A 16,252-nucleotide genomic window follows, 5' to 3' on the forward strand; every position below is an offset into this window, starting at 1 on the left:
CCAAGGAAAGTCAAAGGCAAGGTCAATGAAGGGTAATGGCGCAGGTGGGGCCGGGCTGTGAAGAGTTTTTGAACTGGGGGTGTTTCCGACTGAAAACAGCTAGAAGTCGGCGGAAAACCGCCCCGGGGCCAAAGGGGCGCCAGGCGTCGGCGGAGTGCGCGGCGGCCGGGGTGGGGCATGGTGTCGCCCGGGCTCACCGCCGTGCCGCGGTCCCCGAGCCCGGTACGCGCCGCACGGCGGGGTTCGGACGGACCGGGGCGGCCCGGTACGGAGGGTCACAGCCGGCCGAACACGGCTCCGACGAGGGCCGGGGCGACGGTGGTCGCGGCCGCCTTCCAGGCGACGCCGGGGCTCACCCCGCAGATGCCGGACCTCCGTCCGGCGCGAAGGGCAGGTCCATGACGGCCACCGCCGGACCGAGGGTCCCGGCGGCGCGGCAGGCCAGGTCCTCCGCCCGCGGGCACCGCTCGGGGCAGGCCGTGGAGGTCCCACCCCGGGGAGGCCGGCCCGCCGCCGTCGGCAGGGGCGGTGCGCACCTGGGACCAGACGACGCGGCCGTCACCGGAGCCGCACCGGGGGCCGTCGCGGCCAGGCACCCGTGGCGCGGGGCACCGCCGCAGTCACCAGGCGCGTCTTCGTGGCTGCGCCGATCTGCGCCACGTCCGGCCGCCGGTCGCGGCTGATCCACCGCGTCCACCTCGGCCGCGGCCCCGCCGAAGGACGGCGCAAAGGCTTCACCGGGCCCGGCCGGACCCGCCTGCTCGACGCCGCACACCAGCCCGGCGGACCGGCCGCCCTGGTCCAGGACAATCCGGACACGGACGTCAGCCGCACCATGCGGTGGCTGCTCGACGCCCGGTCAAGGAAGCGCGAGCTGTCGGGGCAGGATCATCAGCGGCCGATGTAGCAGCGGATGGCCGTACCTTCGGGGCCGGTGTGGATGCGTACGAGGTCGGCCAGACAGTGGACCAGCAGCAGGCCCCGGCCGCCCTCCTGGGCTCGCGCGGCCGGGCGGCGTCCGGCGAGCGGATCGCTCAGGTGCCCGTGGTCGCGGACCTCGAACACCACTTGGCCGTCCTCGGTCCATACCCGTATGGTGCCCGACCCCCCGCCGTGCACGACGCTGTTGGTGGTCAACTCCGCCACGATCAGAGCCACGTCCTCCAGGCGGATCCCGGACAGGCCGAACCGTGCGGCCCGCTCGACCGCGAAGTGCCGGGCGCCCGGCAGCCCTTCGGCGTCATAGACGAGCTCCTCCGTCACCGCTGGATGCGCCAGGGGCCGGTTGTAGTCCGTGACCACCTGCTCGGGTGCGTAGGCGGTACTGAGCCGCTCTTCGCCCCCGGAGATGACGACGGGGTGGGTCGCATACGCGTCGGTGAGTACCTGCTCGTCGAGGCGTTCGGCATCGTAGGGGCAGAGAATGGTGACTTCCCGGCCTTCGAACGCCGGATTGATCAGCGCCTCGTGCTGAACGCACGCGGGATACTCCACGCTGCTGCGGCCGGCCCAGATCGGCTCACCGATGATCCGCACGCGCGTCTCCCGATGGGCGTCCGCGAAAGCGCGCAGCACCCTCGGGATGATCCGTCCGGGGTTGCGCCCCACCTCGGTCATGTCGAGGAACCGTACATCCGAGGCATCCGCGCCCAGGGCCGCCCTGAGGATCGCCAGATTGGGCCCGGGCACGGCAACCGCCACCGGTTCCCCGGCCTTCAGCCCGTCGCGGATGAAGGGCACCGTGCCGTGCAGGTACTCCGTCTCGCCTCGGTAGAACAAGGCGGGATGAACGAAGGGTTCGGTGGTCTGGACAGTCATCACACCATCACCTCGACGGCGGGCAGATCCGGCCAGAACATGTCCATGACCCGCCGCAACGCGGCAGGCGGCCCTTCCAGCACGATGCGTCGTCCCTCCGGAAGGGTCTGGGCGGCCACCGCCAGAGCGGAGACACCAGCGACGTCGACGAAGGTGATCGCGGAAAGCTCCAAGTGGCACGCCTCTTCGTCGCTCAGGGCAAGCTGGTGCAGCGTCTGCTCCCAGGTGGGGCGCGTGGTCAGACTGATCTCACCGACGGCTTGCCAGCCCGGCCGGTCCGGCAACGGGCGCACGCTCAAAGCGCCCGTAGGCTGGGCCGGCGATGCTGTCGACGCGCCCGCCTCCCCTGAACTGTCCACGCCGCCACCCCTGGGTTGCCTGCTGTTTGATTTCCCAGTATCCCCTACCGGTGAAGTGGACGCGTCACAGGGCTGAGGCGGCCTCTGCGGGCCGCTCCGGCATCAGCGTCGGACCGCCGCGGGCCGCGTCCGGAGGCAGCTGTGGGACAGTGCAGGCAGTTCACAGCGGAGGATGCTTCCAGGGCGTACGGGTTCCCGCGGACCCAGGGCTACGTCCTGATCCGTCACGCAGGCCCGTGCCGGGCGCTGCGCGTCGGCCGCGGCACACGCGTTGTCACCGCGCCCTCGCTGCGCGTGCCCGAAACCGGTGAACCGGAACGCGGCAGCGCCCCCGCGCCGGCCACTGCACGCCGTCGCACAAGCCCGACCACGCCCCCCACCACGAGGCCGGCGCCGACGTCGGTGTGCCCCTCACGGCGCAAGGAGGTGGTCCTGTGCGTCGCGACCCGGGTCTCCCCCGGCGCCCCGCACGCCGAGGTCGTCCTGCCCGGCCGGGTCGCTGCCCCCTCCCCGTACGACGGCCTCGTCCCGCCCCTCGCCGCCCTGGAGACCGTCGCCGCCGGGGTCGTCGACGCTCCGGGGTCGTCGACGCTCCGGGGGCGTCGCGCGCCGCTACCTCCCCGTCCGCTGCGGCACTCGCCACGGGTTGGCCGTCCGCAGCGGCGCCGGCAACAATGCCTCGGGCATGTTCTGGTACGCGACCGGGCGCAGCCAGCGGGCGACGGCCGTGCTTCCCACACTGGTGTGGAGCGGACTGGTCGTGGCGGGCCAGGGACCGCCGTGGTGCATGGCGCGGGTGACCGCGACGCCTGTGGGCCAGTCGTTCCAGATCAGCCGGCCCGCGCGGAGGCTGGACCAGATCCGGCGGGACAGCTCACCGTCCCCCTCCTGGCCGTGCACGGAGGCCGTGAGGCTGCCCGGCAGCTCCCGGAGGGTGGCGAGCAGGTCTTCGGTGGAGATGTAGGTGACAACGACGGAGGCCGGCCCGAAGCACTCCCGTAGGAGTTCGGGGTGGGTGCGCAGGTCGTGGGCCGTGACGGTGAGGAGTGTCGCCGAGGGGCTGTCGGCCGGCGTCGCGGCGCGGCCGGTGTCGGCCGGTGCCGGTGCCAGCCGGTGGACGGTGGGGTGCGCGGCCAGTTCGTCGAGAGTCGCGCGGTAGGTGTCGCCGATCCACGGTCCCAGCAGGGGCGCGGGAACGGCCGCCCCGACGGCCAGGCCGAGGAGTTCGCCGAGGCCGTGGCCGTCGGGCAGGAAGAGCAGGCCCGGCTTGGTGCAGAGCTGCCCCTGGCTGCGGGTGACAGACGCGACGTACTCGTTCACCAGGGCCGGCCCGCGGGCCGCGAGGGCGGCTGGGGTGACCACCACGGGGTTCAGGGATCCGAGTTCTCCGTAGAAGGGAATCGGGTCCGGTCGCCCGCAGGCGAGATCGAACAGAGCACGGCCGCCGGTGGTGGAGCCGGTGAAACCGACGGCCTGCACGGCGGGGTCGGTGACCAGGGCACGGCCCGCGTCACGTCCGTGGACCACGCGGAGGGCACCCGGAGGCAGCACTTCGGCGGCGAGCGCGGCGGTCAGGTCGGTGAGGCGGGGGTGGCCCTCGTGGGCCTTCACCACGACAGGGCAGCCTGCGGCGAGCGCGCTGGCGGTGTCACCGCCCAGGACGGAGAAGGCGAAGGGGAAGTTGGAAGCGGTGAAGACGGCGACTGGGCCCAGGGGGACGAGCATGCGTCGTACGTCCGGGCGCGGGGCGGGCACGGCCGCGGCGTCCGCGCGGTCGATCATCACGTCGAAGTGGGCGCCCTCTTCGGCGATCTCGGCGAACATCTCCAACTGCGCACGGGTACGCAGCACTTCGCCGCGCAGCCTGGGGTCGCCGAGATGGGTCTCCTCGTCCGCGAGGGCGACCAGGTCGTCGGTGTTCTCGCGTAGGACATCGGAAAGGGCGCGAAGGAGTGTGCCGCGTTCGGCCGGGGTGAGTGCGGCGAGGCCGGGAGCCGCGGAGCGGGCGGCGTCAGTGGCCCTGGTGACGAGCGGGGTGTGGGAAGGCATGTCTTCTCTCGGTGTCGCGGCGGAGGCTGAGGTGGTGCGTCGTGCGGGGAGGGGCGGTTCGTCCCTCAGGCGGCCGGAGGGACGTTCCGCTCGGCCATCAGCAGGAGCTCGGCGAGGTGAACAGCTCTGACGGGTGAGCGCTTGCGGCGCAGACCGGTGCGGAGCTGGCGCAGGCAGCCGGGGTTGACCGCCACGACGATGTCGACGCCCGCCGCTTCGATCTCGTCGAGCTTCGCCGCGAGGATGCGGCGTGACTCGCGCGGCCGCAGCAGGGAATAGGTTCCGGCCGCACCGCAGCACGTGCCGGCGGAGGGCAGTTCGACGTGGTCGGCGATCCGGCCGATCAGCTCGCGAGGCGGTGCCGACACACCGAGACCGTTGCGCAGGTGGCAGGAGTCCTGGAGGGCGACCCGAGCCCTGCGTCCGTCGATCCGCAGCTCGCCGGGGGTGCCGTCCGGGTGTTTCCGGGCGGCGAGGTGGTCCGACAGCTCGCGGACACGATCCGGACCGAGTACGGAGGCGAGGTGGGCGGCGCACCCTCCCGAGGTGGTGACAATCGTGCCGGGAAGATCCTCGCCCAGGCGGAGGGCGAGCTGTTCGCCCTTGGCCGTGCCCCCGTTGTGGGCGTGCAGTGCACCGCAACAGCCCTGGTCGGCGGTGAGACGGAGTTCGGGGACGAGGGCGGCGGCGGCCCGGCTGACACGCGGGAAGAGCACCCGCTCGAAGCAGCCGAGCATGAGCGAGCCGGTGGCATCCGGCGGTACGGCGGGAGCGGCCCCCGAGGGGCGGCTCCCGCTCGCCGCCCCCCTCAGTCCGCCCAGGAGGACGAAGAGGGGGCGCAGGCCGGCGAGCCACATGAGCGCGCGGGCCACCGTGGGCATGTGGCGTCCACGCCACTGGTGGTCGCGCCACTGTTCGAGGAGTTGTCCGTACTCGACGCCGGCCGGGCAGACGGGTTCGCAGGCGCGGCAGCCCAGGCATTGGGAGGCCTGCTCCTGGAGGGTGGGATCGTCGGGCTGGAGATCACCCTCCTGAAGGGCCCGCATGAGGTTGATCCGGCCGCGCGGCGAGGACGCCTCGTCGCCGGTCTCGGCGTAGGTGGGGCACGCGGGCAGACAGAATCCGCAGGAGATGCAGCGCGAGAGCTGGTCCGGGTCGAAGACGGGGCCGGGGACCGGTCGGCGACCGGAGCGGTCGGTCATGAGCCGAGCTTTCCGGGGTTGAGGATGCCGGCCGGGTCGAAGGCCGTCTTGAGGCGGCGCAGCAGGGCGAGTTGGTCCTCCCCGAGCTGGGCGGAGAGGTGGGAGAGTTTCGCCGCGCCGACGCCGTGCTCACCGGTGATGGTCCCGCCCAGTTCGATCGCGGCGGCGAAGATGTCGGCGAAGGCCCTCTCCGCGCGGGCGATGCCGTCGTGGTCGTCGCGGGACTTCACCACACAGGTGGGATGGAGATTGCCGTCACCGGCGTGCCCGAAGGTGGCGATCTCCACCCCGTGCCGAACGGCGATCGCGCCGATGCGGTCGACCATCTCCGCGATGCGGGGGCGGGGCACGGTGGCGTCCTCCAGAATGGTCAGGTCGCCCAGTCGCGACAGCGCGGGCAGGGCGCAGCGGCGGGCGGCGAGCAGGGCTTCGGCCTGGGCGATGTGGGCGGCGGTGGTGACGTCGAGGGCGTGGTGGGCGGTGCAGATCTCGCCCATGCGGGTCAAGGCGCGGGCGACTGCGCCGGGTTCGCCGTCGTCCCCGAAGAGGAGGAGTGCTCCGGCGTCGGTGCGCAGTCCGAGGCGGGCGAAGTCCTCCACGGCCCGGACGCAGGAGCGGTCCAGGAATTCCAGGGTGGCGGGCAGGATGCCCGCGGCGATGATCGCGGTGACGGCTCGTCCGGCGGCGGCGAGGTCGGGGAAGTAGGCGACCCCGGTCCCGGCGCTCGCGGGAGCGGGCCGCAGCGCGAGGGTGGCCTCGGTGATGACGGCCAGCGTGCCCTCGGAGCCGGTCAGCAGGCGGGAGAGGTCGTATCCGGCGACGTCCTTGTTCAGGCGGCCGCCGGTGCGGATCACCTCGCCGGTGGGCAGGACCGCTTCGAGTCCCAGCACGTAGTCGCGGGTGACGCCGTATTTCAGGCCGCGCAGTCCGCCCGCGTTGGTGGCGATCGTACCGCCGATGGTGGCGACCGTACGGCTGCCCGGATCGGGCGCCCACAACAGGTTCTCGTGGGAGGCGGCGGTGGCCAGCGCGGCGCTGGTGAGACCCGGCTGGACACGGGCCAGGAGTTCCTCTGGGGCGATTTCGATGAGCCGGTTCAGACGGGTGAGGACCAGGATGACGCCGCCTTGGGAGGCAACGGTGGCCGCGCAGAGGTTGGAGCCGGCGCCCCGGGGGACGACGGGGACGGCGTGGCGGGTGGCGAGTTCCAGGACGGCGGCGACCTCGGATGTGTCCGCGGGAAAGACCACGGCGTCGGGTCTGGCGCTGAAGAGCGGGGTGGCGTCCCTGCTGTAGGGGACGAGTTCGCCGTCCGTCTCCCGGTAGTGGCCGGGGCCGACGATCGACCGCAGGGCCGCTCGTACGGTGGCGTGCATGGGGTTCTCCTCGGGTGGGCCCCGCCCCGGGAGGGGCGGGGCCACCGGATGCTAGAGCCTGATGGCCGAACGGTCGGCGATGAGGACGGGCGAGTCGTAGACCGGGACGTTGCGGAAGGTGTGGGTGCCACCCGACACCGACCAGTCGGCGGCGGGGATGTCGAAGACCGCGCCGGTGCGGACATCGACGTAGACGGGGTCGGCGAAGTTTCCCGAGGGGAGCGTGAGCCGGACGGGAGTGCGGGTCGTGCTGTCACCGGGGGTGGTGGTGCCGTTCCAGACGCCGACGATCTGGCGGCCGGTGTCTCGCTTGGCGAAGCCCTGCACGGTCAGGGGGGTGGTGGAGTCGGTGGTGAAGGAGTGGCCGGGCAGTGCCTTGACCGTGCCGTCGATGACGGAGGCGAGTGTCTGGACGCCGTAGTAGGAGGGCTTGGCGTAGCGGATGCTCTTGTCGGTGTTGGTCTGCAGCAGCCCCTTGCTGTTGATCTTCGAGGGGTAGTGCAGGTCGGAGATACTGAAGGCGGTGGTGCTGATGCCCTGGCCGAGGTCGTGCGTCAGGCGGCGCAGGAACCACTTGGCCTGGCTGAGTTCGGTCCAGTCCAGGTCGCCGAGGGCGCCGAAGCTGCCGGGTCGGCTGGGGGCGCCGTTCTCACCCTGCCGCAGGGTCGCGCCGGGTGCGTACCGGTCGATCAGCGCGCGGATCTTGTCGACCTGCTGGTAGGTCCACACGTCGTCGGGGTTGGGGTTGTAGGGGTGGTAGCTGATGCCGTCGAGGAGATGGGCCTTGCCCTGACCGGAGAGCCGGACGAGGAAGTCCTGGGTGTAGGGGACGTCGATGCCCGCCTCGCCGGGACCGTAGATGACCGAGCCGGGCTGCTCGGCGCGCACGCGGGCCGCGGTGCGGGCGAAGAAGTCCGCGTAGGTGGCGGCGGGGACGCCGGCGAGATTGGGCTCGTTCCAGATCTCCCATTCGGTGATCCGGTCCCCGTAGCGGCGGACCATGGCGGTCACCCAGGCGTCCCAGGCCGCCAGGGCCTCCGCGGAGGTGGGGATCTGTCCGCCCAGACCGGAGCCCCCACCGCCGGCGTAGACGCCGTTGCCGTAGGACAGCTGCATCCAGGGTTCGACGCCGCGGCTGGTGGCGTCGTTCACGATCCGGTCGAGCCAGGTCCAGTCGTAGACGCCCTTGGTCTTCTCGGTCTTGGCCCAGCCGCCCTGCAGGCGCACGCCGGTGGCTCCGAGGCGGCCCAGGTAGGGAGCGTAGGCGGAGTGGTCGGTGTAGTCCCGGTCGAGGGTCTCCGCTCCCACGAGGAGGTTCGAGGTACCGATCTGCGCCGCGGTGCGCGGGGCGACCGTGCCGAGCTGCGGCCAGCCGGCCGGGGTGGTCTCGACGGTGGTGCGGACGTCGTCGAGGTAGGCGGTGCCGGTGTCGGCGACCGCCACGCCGGCCTGCAGGCGGCCGAGGGCGGTGGCGGAGGTACGGAAGCCGAGGCGGGCCGCCCGGCGTTCCCCGTCGATGTGGACGTCCGCCGTGGCGGTGCCGGGGCGGGCGACGACGCGGATGTCGTACCAGCGGTGGGGGCTGTAGGCGCCGAGATCGACGCGGGTGGCGCCGTCGTAGGAGTAGAGGCGCCCGGCGGCGCTCATGGCGACGGTGACGCTGTGGCCGCTCGCGCCGTCGAGATGGACGCCGACGGTCGCGGTGGTCTGGGAGGCGCGCAGCCGGAACCCGGCGACGACAGTCGAGGAAGTGGTGCCGAAGGAGGCGGTCGCGGTGACGGGAGCGGTGGTGGAGGTGTCGCGCAGACGCAGGCTGCGGTCCGCGGTCCCGGCGATGTCCTGCACGGTGGCGTCGCCGGCGGCGGTCCATCCCGGGGCGGGGAAGCCGGGGGTGACGGCGTCGAAAGTGGTGGAGAGGTCGGCCGCGACGGCCGGACCGGCTGTCGCCACGGAGAGCAGCGCGCCGATCAGGCCGCCGGAGAGGACCAGCGGCAGGGTCCGTGCGGTGCGTCGGGTACGCCCGGAAGCGGGTAGTAGTGAAAGGTGCATGACAGATACGGACATGATTCCTGCCTTCTGCGGGGGAGGGCGGATCCATCGGTGGGTGTGCGGTGCGTCCGGAGCGCCGGGAACCCCCGGCGCTCCGGGGAACGGGGCCGGCCGGTGGTCAGTCGGCGAGCGGGAGCGCGGCGCGCGTCTCGTCGTAGGCGCGCCGGGTCCGCTCGTCGGGCGGGTAGGTGCCGCGCAGTGGCGCGCCGTCGGCGATCCGCGCGGTGATGAACGCCTCCTGGCGTTCCTGCTCGCGGGCGGCGGCGGCGATGACAGATACGAGGTGGCGGGGCACGCAGACCACGCCGTCGCCGTCGCCGACCATGACGTCACCGGGATAGACGGCGACGCCGGCACAGCCGATGGGGACCTGGACGTCGACCGCGTGGTGCTGGGCGAGGTTGGTCATGGCGGCGGCCCCGGTGGCGTAGACCGGCAGGGGCAGCCGGCTGATCTCCTCGATGTCGCGCAGGGTGCCGTCGGTGACCAGGCCGGCGGCGCCGTTGACCGCCATGCGGGTGAGCAGGATGTTGCCGGCAGAGGCGGCGCGGCCCTGGCCGCGGCAGTCCACGACCAGGACCTTCCCTGGGCCGGCCTGCTCGACCGCCAGGCGCTGCGGGTGGTCGTAGTCGTCGTAGACGTCGAGGGTGTCGATGTCCTCGCGGGCCGGGATGTAGCGCAGGGTGAACGCCTCGCCGACCATGCGCCGGGCGCCGGTGACGCCCGACAGACCCGCCAGGAAGGTGTTGCGCAGGCCGTGCTTGAAGAGCTGGGTGGTGATGGTGGCGGTACTGGCCTCGCCCAGGGCTGCCAGATCGTCGGGGTCGAGCGGCGGCCGGGAGGTCTCGGTCATCTCGTGCTTCCTTCGGTGTGCTGACGCGGTACGGAGTCTGAGAACGGCGGTGCGGTCAGGGGGCGGGGCGGCCGGGGACGGGGTTGTCGAGGGCGGGGTCGGTGCCCGGCGGCCGGAGCTGGGCGCTCAGGCCCCCGTCGACGGTCAGGATCTGTCCGGTGATGAAGGACGCGTCCGTCGAGGCGAGGAAAGCGACGGCGGCGGCGACATCGGAGCCGTCACCGACCCGGCCGAGCGGTACCGGCCGGGCGCGGGCGCGCTGCTGGGCGAGGTCGAGGAGGGCGAAGCGGTCGTTGACGACCGGACCGGGGGCGACGGCGTTGACGCGGATGCCCCGGGGGGCCAGCTCCAGGGCCATCGCGCGGGTCGCCGCGTCGACGGCCCCCTTGCTGGCGTCGTAGGCGACGGCGGACCGATGGGCGCGGACCGCCCCGACCGAGGAGATGTTCACGACCGAGGACCCGGGCGGCATCACCCGCGCGGCGGCCACCGTGCAGAGGAACATCCCGCGCGCGTTCACGGCGAAGCTGCGGTCCCAGTCGGCCACGTCGAGATCGAGCAGCGGTCCGCGTCCGAGCATGGGGGCGGCCGCGTTGTTGACCAGCAGGTCGAGTCCGCCGAGGACGTCGACCGTACGGGCCACGCAGGCGTCCACTTGCCGTGAGTCGGAGACGTCGCCGGGGCAGGCGACGGCGTGGAAGCCCTTCTCCCGCAATGCGGCCGCCGCCGCCTCGGCCTCGGTGGGATCGGGCCCGTTGAGGGCCACCGCCGCACCTTCCTGCGCCAGCCGGAGCGCGATGGCGAGACCGATGTTGCGGGCTCCGCCGGTGACGAGAGCGGCCTGCCCGGCGAACCGGCCGTCGGCGGGTGAGCTTTCCCCGGGTTCCGGCACGTCCCTCACGATGCGGCCGCCTGACGGTCGATCACGGCCGCCGCGCTGGTGGCGGCCCAGGTCAGCGGACCGGCCGAAGCCGCCACCAGCCGCGGGTCGAGAGACATGCCCAGGCCGGGTCCCTGCGGCACGGTCAGCAGGCCGTCGGTGTAGCGGACGGGGTCGGTGACGACGTCGCGGGTGTAGAGGAGGGGCCCGACGGGGTCGCTGGGCACGGTGACGGCGGACATCGCCATAGCCACATGGGCGGCGGCGGCCGTACCGATGGACAGCTCTTGCGTGGTGCCGACCAGACACGCCTTCCCGGCGGCGTCGGCTATCGCGAAGATCCGCCGTGCCGGAGTGATCCCGCCGATCGCGATGACACTGACGTTGAACACGTCCACCGCGTCGGCGGCGACGAGGTCCAGGGCCCACCGGAAGCCGTAGACGTGCTCGCTGACCGGGACGGCGAGCCGGTCGCGTGCCTGGACCAGGCCGCGGATGTCGTGGTGCGGGGCGGGCGACTCGATCAGCTCGTAGCCGACGTCGGCCACCCGCTCGGCGAACGCGCAAGCCGCTTTGGCGTCCAGCAGGTTGGAGAAGTCGAGGGACTTGATGGTGATGCGGTCGCCGAACCGTTCGCGCGCGGTGCGCAGGAACAGCTCGTCGAGGTCGAGACGGCGGCCCACGTACACCCGGAAGAAGGTGAAGCCCTCGGCGAGCCGGCGCTCGACCATGGCGAGGTTGCGCTCGACGTCCTGCTCGTGCTGCTGGCGGAAGACCGGGTAGGCGATGGGGACGGACTCGCGGACCGCGCCGCCGAGCAGGTCGCAGACCCGCACCCCGAGCTGTTTGGCGGCCAGGTCCCAGAACGCGATGTCGACGCCGCACTTGATGGCGCGGCTCTTGTCGTAGATGTATCCGGCCTGCGGGAAGTTGGCCTCCAGGCGGCGTTCCATCTCGGTTGTCTGGAGGGCGTCGAGGCCGACGAGGATCTCGTTGAGCGTGGCTTCGAGTTCCGGCACGTCGAGGTGGTAGCGCGGGAGGTGCTGGAGGTCGGACATCTCGCCGACTCCGGTCAGCGCCTCGTCGTCGGTGAGGAGTTCGACCAGGATGTGCCCACAGGTGATGCTGTTGTGCCGGGGGGTGTTGATCGAGGTCAGGCGGACCTGCGTCACCTTGGCCATGTGATGCTCCGTTCCTTGTCGGTGCGGGGGGGTGGTGCCGGCGGCGCTGTCGACGCGCCGCGGCGCCGGTGAGGTGCGCCCGGGAGCCATCGACAGCAACTCGCGGGTGTACGGGTGGGACGGGGCCTCGTAGATGCGGTCCGCCGGGCCTTCCTCGACGATCCGGCCTTTTCGCATGACCGCGATGTGGTGGGCGACGGACCGGACCACGGCCAGGTCGTGGGTGATGAAGAGGTAGGCCATGCCGTGCTCGGCCTGGAGGTCGGCGAGCAGGTTGAGGATCTGCGCCTGGACGGAGACGTCCAGAGCGCTGACCGCCTCGTCGCACACGATCAGCCGTGGCCGCAACGACAGGGCCCGGGCGATCGCGATGCGCTGGCGCTGCCCGCCGGAGAAGGCCGAGGGGAAGCGGCCGAGGGCGTGGGCGTCGAGGCCGACGTCCTGGAGGAGTCGTACGAGTTCGGGTTCGCCGGCGTCGAGCTGGTGGACCCGCATCGGCTCCGCCAGGATGTCGCGGACCGTCATGCGCGGGTCGAGACTGGCGTAGGGGTTCTGGAAGACGACCTGGATCTCCCGCTGGAGGCGGCGCAGCTCCGCGGGTCCGGGCCGCAGGACGTCGATGCCGTCGTAGCGCACGGATCCCCCGGACGGGGTTTCCAGGCGCAGCAGCATCTTGGTCAGGCTGGTCTTGCCCGACCCCGACTCCCCCACCAGGGCGAGCGTGCGGCCCGGCGCGACCTTCAGGCTCACCTGGCGTACGGCCTCGACGTGCCCGGTGACCCGGCGCAGCGCCCCGGTGCGGACCGGATAGCGCAGGTCGGTGGCGGTGAACTCGACCAGCGGCGTGCCTTCCGCCTGTTCCCCCTCGCCGGACCTGGTGCGGGCGGCTTCCGGCGGCGGGGCCACGGGCAGTTCCCGTGGTGCGTCGGCGAACAGGCAGGCCGCCGCATGGCTTCCGCCGATGGTGAGGAGCGGGGGCACGACGCTCTCGCAGCCGTCCGCTCGGACGGGACAGCGCGGTGCGAAGGAGCACCCCGGGGGCCGGTCGCTCAGTCGCGGTGGCCGGCCGTCGATGGAGGCCAGTCGGGTACGGGCCGGGGCGTCCAGACGGGGAGTCGCGGCCAGCAGGGCTTGGGTGTACGGCATCCTCGGGTCGGCCAGGACCTGCGCGGTGGGGCCGCTCTCGACGATCCGGCCGGCGTACATGACCGCGACCCGGTCGGCTTGTTCGGCGACCACGCCGAGGTCATGGGTGATGAGGACCAGGCCCATGCCGAGGTCGTCGCAGAGCGACCGGAGCATGGTCATGATCTCGGCCTGGACGGCGGCGTCGAGGGCGGTGGTCGGTTCGTCGGCGATGAGGAGCTGCGGGCGTGCGGCGATCGCCAGGGCGATGGCCGCACGCTGGCGCATGCCGCCGGACAGTTCGTGGACGTACTGCCCCAGACGCTTTTCCGGCTCGGGCATCCGGGCCTGTGTCAGGGCTTCGACGGCGCGCCTGCGGGCCTGCTCCCGGCTCATGCGTTCGTGGGCGCGGACGGCGTCGGCGATCTGCGTTCCGATGGTCAGCAGGGGGTTGAGGGCGGTGCCGGGGTCCTGGAAGACCATGGCGACCCGGCTGCCGCGTACCTCGCGCCAGGAGCGCCGGTCCAGGCCGCGCAGGTCGGTGTCGCCCAGCAGGATCGTCCCGGTGGTCTCGCACAGGGGCGGGGGCGGGTTGAGGCCGAGGAGGCTCAGGGCGGTGACGGTTTTGCCGGAACCCGATTCGCCCACGACGGCGAGGGTCTCACCGGCGTCGAGGTGCAGGCTGACGTCGTCCACGGCACGCACGGGCGGCTCGCCGGAGGTGTGGTGGAAGGTGACGCCGAGACGGTTGATGTCGAGGAGGGGCATGGCGGCCGCCTTACGCGTCGAGGTGGGCGCGCTCGAGGCGCCACTGGCCGTCGACGTCGAGGCCGACGCCCTGGAGTGCGGTGCTGCGGATCAGCGGCGACTTGGCCTGGTGCAGGAAGACCCAGTAGTTGTTCTCCAGGATGCGGCGCTGGACGTCGGCGTACGCCTGCTTGCGCACGGCGCGGTCGTCCGTACTCAGGCCCTTGTCGAGCAGAGCGTCGAGGGCGGAGTCGTCCAGGCCCGACCAGTTGCTCGGCCCGTCACTGGCGAAGTACGGGCCGAACGAGAGCGACGGGTCCAGGCGGGGGATGTCGACGACCAGGACCGCCGCGTCGAAGTCGTGCTTCTGCATGCGTTCGAGCTGGGTCTGGAACTCCAGCACCTCGACCTCGGGTGCGAACCCCGCAGCCGTGAGCTGGCTCTGGAGCAGCTCGGCGACGGTGGGGTCGGGGGCGCGGCGGCGGGCGAGGAGGGTGATGGGCACCTTCCCGCGCAGCCCGGCTCTGTCCAGGGTGGCGCGGGCCTTCTCGGGATCGTACGGCAGCGGGGCGAGCGAGTCGTCGTAGAACCAGTCGCGGGAGGTGGCGAACGAGGGGGCGATGTCGAAGTCGCCGCCGGCGGCCGCCTTGCCGACCGCCCCGCGCTCGACGGCCATCGCGAAGGCGGCGCGCACCTTCGGGTCGCGGAAGGGGCCCCTGGTGACGTTGAGCGAGGCGTAGTAGTTGCGTCGTACGCCCTCGTCCTTGATGTCGATGCGGGAGTCGCCGGCCAGCTGCTTGTACTCCTCCGGGGGCAGGGCACGCACCAACTGGACTCCTCCGGTGGACAGTTCGGCGCGCAGCACCTTCGCCTCGGTGACGAAGCGCAGGACCACCTTGCCCAGGAGCGGAAGGGCCTCGCCGTCCTTGGTCTCGGCCCAGTAGGCCGGGTTGCGCTCGGCGGTCAGCTGCACCTTGGAACGCCACTGGCGGAAGGTGAAGGGGCCGGTGCCGACCGGCCTGCGGCCGAACTCCTCGGCGCCCTTGGCCAGGGCTGCGGGCGAGGCGATCATCCCGGGCTCGTGGGCGAGCTGGGTGAGCAGCAGCGGGTCCGCGGCCTTGAGGGTGAGGGTGACGGTCTGCGCGTCGACGGCCACCACGCCGGTGACGGAGGCCAGGGCCGCGGTTTTGGTGGATCGGGTGGCGGGGTCGGAGATCCGCTTCAGGTTGAGGACGACGGCGTCCGCGTCGAAGGGGGTGCCGTCGTGGAACTTCACGCCCTTGCGGAGCTCGAAGGTGATCTCGGTGTCCTTGACCGTCCACCTGGTCGCGAGCGCCGGCTCGAAGGTCCCGTCGCGGCGCTGGCGCAGCAGGGAGTCGAAGAACAGGTTGAGAACGTTGCGGTCGGAGGAGATCGCGGAACTGAGCGCCGGATCGAGGGTGACGGGCTCGTTGTCGAAGCCGGCGGTGAGAGTGCCCCCGGACGCGCCCCCGGAGGACTTCTCGGAGGAGCCGCATCCGGAGAGGGCGACGGCGGCCGCCGTGGCGGCGGTACCGGCCAGGACGGTGCGGCGTGGTACGAGGCGGGCGGAGATGGGCATGGCGGAGCACTTCCTCTGTACGGGAGGTCGGCGGAAGAGGCGAAGGGCGGAGGAAGGAAGGGGAGGAGGGGGAAAGTCTCAGCGCGGGGGCGCGAGGTCCGGGCGGTGCGCGTCCAGCGCGTCGCGCAGCGCGTCGGCGAGCAGGTTGAACGCGGCGACGGTGAGGAGGATCGCGAGACCGGGGAAGACGCTGAGCGACCAGCTCGCGTCCAGGTGGTCGGTGCCGCTGGCAACGATCGCGCCCCAGCTGGGCTGCGGGGGTTGCACGCTGAGCCCCAGGAAGCTGAGGGCGGCCTCGGCCATGATCGCGGTGGAGACCTGGAGCGCGGCGAAGACGAGCAGGGTGCCCGCGAGGTGCGGCAGCAGGTGGCGGCGCATGATCGTGGTCCGCGTGACGCCCACGATACGGGCGGCCGACACCCATTCGCGGGTGCGCAGCGAGAGCACCTCCCCCCGTACGACGCGGGCGAAGCGCGGGGTGGTGACCACGGCGATCGCGATGAGGGCGTTGCGCAGCCCCGGACCGAGGGCCGCGACCACGGTGAGCGCGAGGACGAGCAGCGGGAAGGCGAGCAGGCCGTCGGAGATCCGCATGACCAGGGCGTCCACCCAGCCGCCGCGGTACCCGGCGACAAGGCCGAGCACCGTACCGAGGACCAGGGCGGCGCCCACGGTGATCGTGGCCACTTCGACGGTGACGAGCGCGCCGGCGACGATCCGGGCCAGGACGTCCCGGCCGATCTCGTCGGTACCGAGCAGGTGTGCGGAGCTGGGGCCGGCCAGGAGCCGGTCGGTGTCGGCGGCGCCGACCGTGCCGGACAGGAACGGTGCGGTGGCTGCGGCCAGGAACAGGAGGGACAGCAGGGGTACGGCGATGTGTGCGCGGCGGTCGCGGCGCAGCCGGTCCAGGACCGGTCTGCGGGAGACCTTCGGCGCGAGGTCGGTGGCCATCGGCGCTCCAGAGAGTGCGTGCGGGGTGCGCGCGGGGTGGGGGTGCGGGGTGTGCGGGACGT

At 72.5% G+C, this 16,252-nt stretch carries 11 protein-coding genes and 1 pseudogene; 1 reads left to right on the top strand and 11 read right to left on the bottom strand.

Features of this window, described 5'->3' with window-relative positions:
* Positions 1–562 precede the first annotated feature (562 nt).
* A pseudogene (locus ABD374_RS13865) lies at positions 563–859 on the top strand (IS630 family transposase); the annotation flags it as partial.
* A gap of 32 nt (positions 860–891) precedes the next feature.
* Here ABD374_RS13865 and ABD374_RS13870 read toward each other — a convergent pair.
* The 11 genes from ABD374_RS13870 to ABD374_RS13920 form a co-directional block, all read right to left on the bottom strand.
* The gene (locus tag ABD374_RS13870; protein WP_344494946.1) at positions 892–1,818 is read right to left on the bottom strand and encodes an anti-sigma factor RsbA family regulatory protein; all 927 of its coding nucleotides are present in this window, start codon (positions 1,816–1,818) and stop codon (positions 892–894) included.
* The gene (locus tag ABD374_RS13875) at positions 1,818–2,177 is read right to left on the bottom strand and encodes an STAS domain-containing protein (RefSeq protein ID WP_344494947.1); all 360 of its coding nucleotides are present in this window, start codon (positions 2,175–2,177) and stop codon (positions 1,818–1,820) included. The genes ABD374_RS13870 and ABD374_RS13875 overlap by 1 nt, the downstream gene beginning before the upstream one ends.
* A gap of 612 nt (positions 2,178–2,789) precedes the next feature.
* Positions 2,790–4,226: an aldehyde dehydrogenase (NADP(+)) gene (locus ABD374_RS13880; RefSeq protein ID WP_344494948.1), complete on the bottom strand. Its 1,437-nt coding sequence runs from the start codon at positions 4,224–4,226 to the stop codon at positions 2,790–2,792.
* A 65-nt stretch (positions 4,227–4,291) separates the two neighbouring features.
* On the bottom strand, positions 4,292–5,428 hold the full coding sequence (locus ABD374_RS13885) for a (Fe-S)-binding protein (protein ID WP_344494949.1): 1,137 nt from the start codon (positions 5,426–5,428) through the stop codon (positions 4,292–4,294).
* Entirely contained in the window at positions 5,425–6,804 is a 1,380-nt protein-coding gene (locus ABD374_RS13890) for an FAD-binding oxidoreductase (protein ID WP_344494950.1), read from the bottom strand. The genes ABD374_RS13885 and ABD374_RS13890 overlap by 4 nt, the downstream gene beginning before the upstream one ends.
* Before the next feature lie 51 nt (positions 6,805–6,855).
* Complete coding sequence (locus ABD374_RS13895) at positions 6,856–8,868, bottom strand: GH39 family glycosyl hydrolase (protein WP_344494952.1); 2,013 nt, start codon at positions 8,866–8,868, stop codon at positions 6,856–6,858.
* Between the two features lie 103 nt (positions 8,869–8,971).
* Positions 8,972–9,706 (bottom strand): ribonuclease activity regulator RraA, encoded by a 735-nt coding sequence (locus tag ABD374_RS13900; protein ID WP_344494954.1) that lies wholly within the window; start codon positions 9,704–9,706, stop codon positions 8,972–8,974.
* Between the two features lie 55 nt (positions 9,707–9,761).
* Positions 9,762–10,598, bottom strand: a complete 837-nt coding sequence (locus tag ABD374_RS13905) for an SDR family NAD(P)-dependent oxidoreductase (RefSeq protein ID WP_344494956.1) — start codon at positions 10,596–10,598, stop codon at positions 9,762–9,764.
* 5 nt (positions 10,599–10,603) lie between these two features.
* Positions 10,604–13,660 carry a dipeptide ABC transporter ATP-binding protein gene (locus ABD374_RS13910; protein ID WP_344494958.1) on the bottom strand — a complete coding sequence of 1,019 codons (3,057 nt, stop codon included), beginning with the start codon at positions 13,658–13,660 and terminating at the stop codon, positions 10,604–10,606.
* A 10-nt stretch (positions 13,661–13,670) separates the two neighbouring features.
* Positions 13,671–15,239, bottom strand: a complete 1,569-nt coding sequence (locus ABD374_RS13915; protein ID WP_344494960.1) for an ABC transporter substrate-binding protein — start codon at positions 15,237–15,239, stop codon at positions 13,671–13,673.
* 78 nt (positions 15,240–15,317) lie between these two features.
* Positions 15,318–16,190, bottom strand: coding sequence for an ABC transporter permease (locus tag ABD374_RS13920; protein ID WP_344494962.1), 873 nt, complete (start codon positions 16,188–16,190; stop codon positions 15,318–15,320).
* Between the last annotated feature and the right edge of the window lie 62 nt (positions 16,191–16,252).

The organism is Streptomyces enissocaesilis (assembly GCF_039533765.1).
GTDB classification, from domain to species: Bacteria; Actinomycetota; Actinomycetes; order Streptomycetales; family Streptomycetaceae; genus Streptomyces; species Streptomyces enissocaesilis.

Excerpts from the sequence above, each read along its gene's own strand:
- ABD374_RS13870 (WP_344494946.1), bottom strand. The coding sequence starts at position 1,818 with ATGACTGTCCAGACCACCGAACCCTTCGTTCATCCCGCCTTGTTCTAC.
- ABD374_RS13880 (WP_344494948.1), bottom strand. The coding sequence starts at position 4,226 with ATGCCTTCCCACACCCCGCTCGTCACCAGGGCCACTGACGCCGCCCGC.
- ABD374_RS13885 (WP_344494949.1), bottom strand. The coding sequence starts at position 5,428 with ATGACCGACCGCTCCGGTCGCCGACCGGTCCCCGGCCCCGTCTTCGAC.
- ABD374_RS13890 (WP_344494950.1), bottom strand. The coding sequence starts at position 6,804 with ATGCACGCCACCGTACGAGCGGCCCTGCGGTCGATCGTCGGCCCCGGC.
- ABD374_RS13895 (WP_344494952.1), bottom strand. The coding sequence starts at position 8,868 with ATGTCCGTATCTGTCATGCACCTTTCACTACTACCCGCTTCCGGGCGT.
- ABD374_RS13900 (WP_344494954.1), bottom strand. The coding sequence starts at position 9,706 with ATGACCGAGACCTCCCGGCCGCCGCTCGACCCCGACGATCTGGCAGCC.
- ABD374_RS13910 (WP_344494958.1), bottom strand. The coding sequence starts at position 13,660 with ATGCCCCTCCTCGACATCAACCGTCTCGGCGTCACCTTCCACCACACC.
- ABD374_RS13915 (WP_344494960.1), bottom strand. The coding sequence starts at position 15,239 with ATGCCCATCTCCGCCCGCCTCGTACCACGCCGCACCGTCCTGGCCGGT.
- ABD374_RS13920 (WP_344494962.1), bottom strand. The coding sequence starts at position 16,190 with ATGGCCACCGACCTCGCGCCGAAGGTCTCCCGCAGACCGGTCCTGGAC.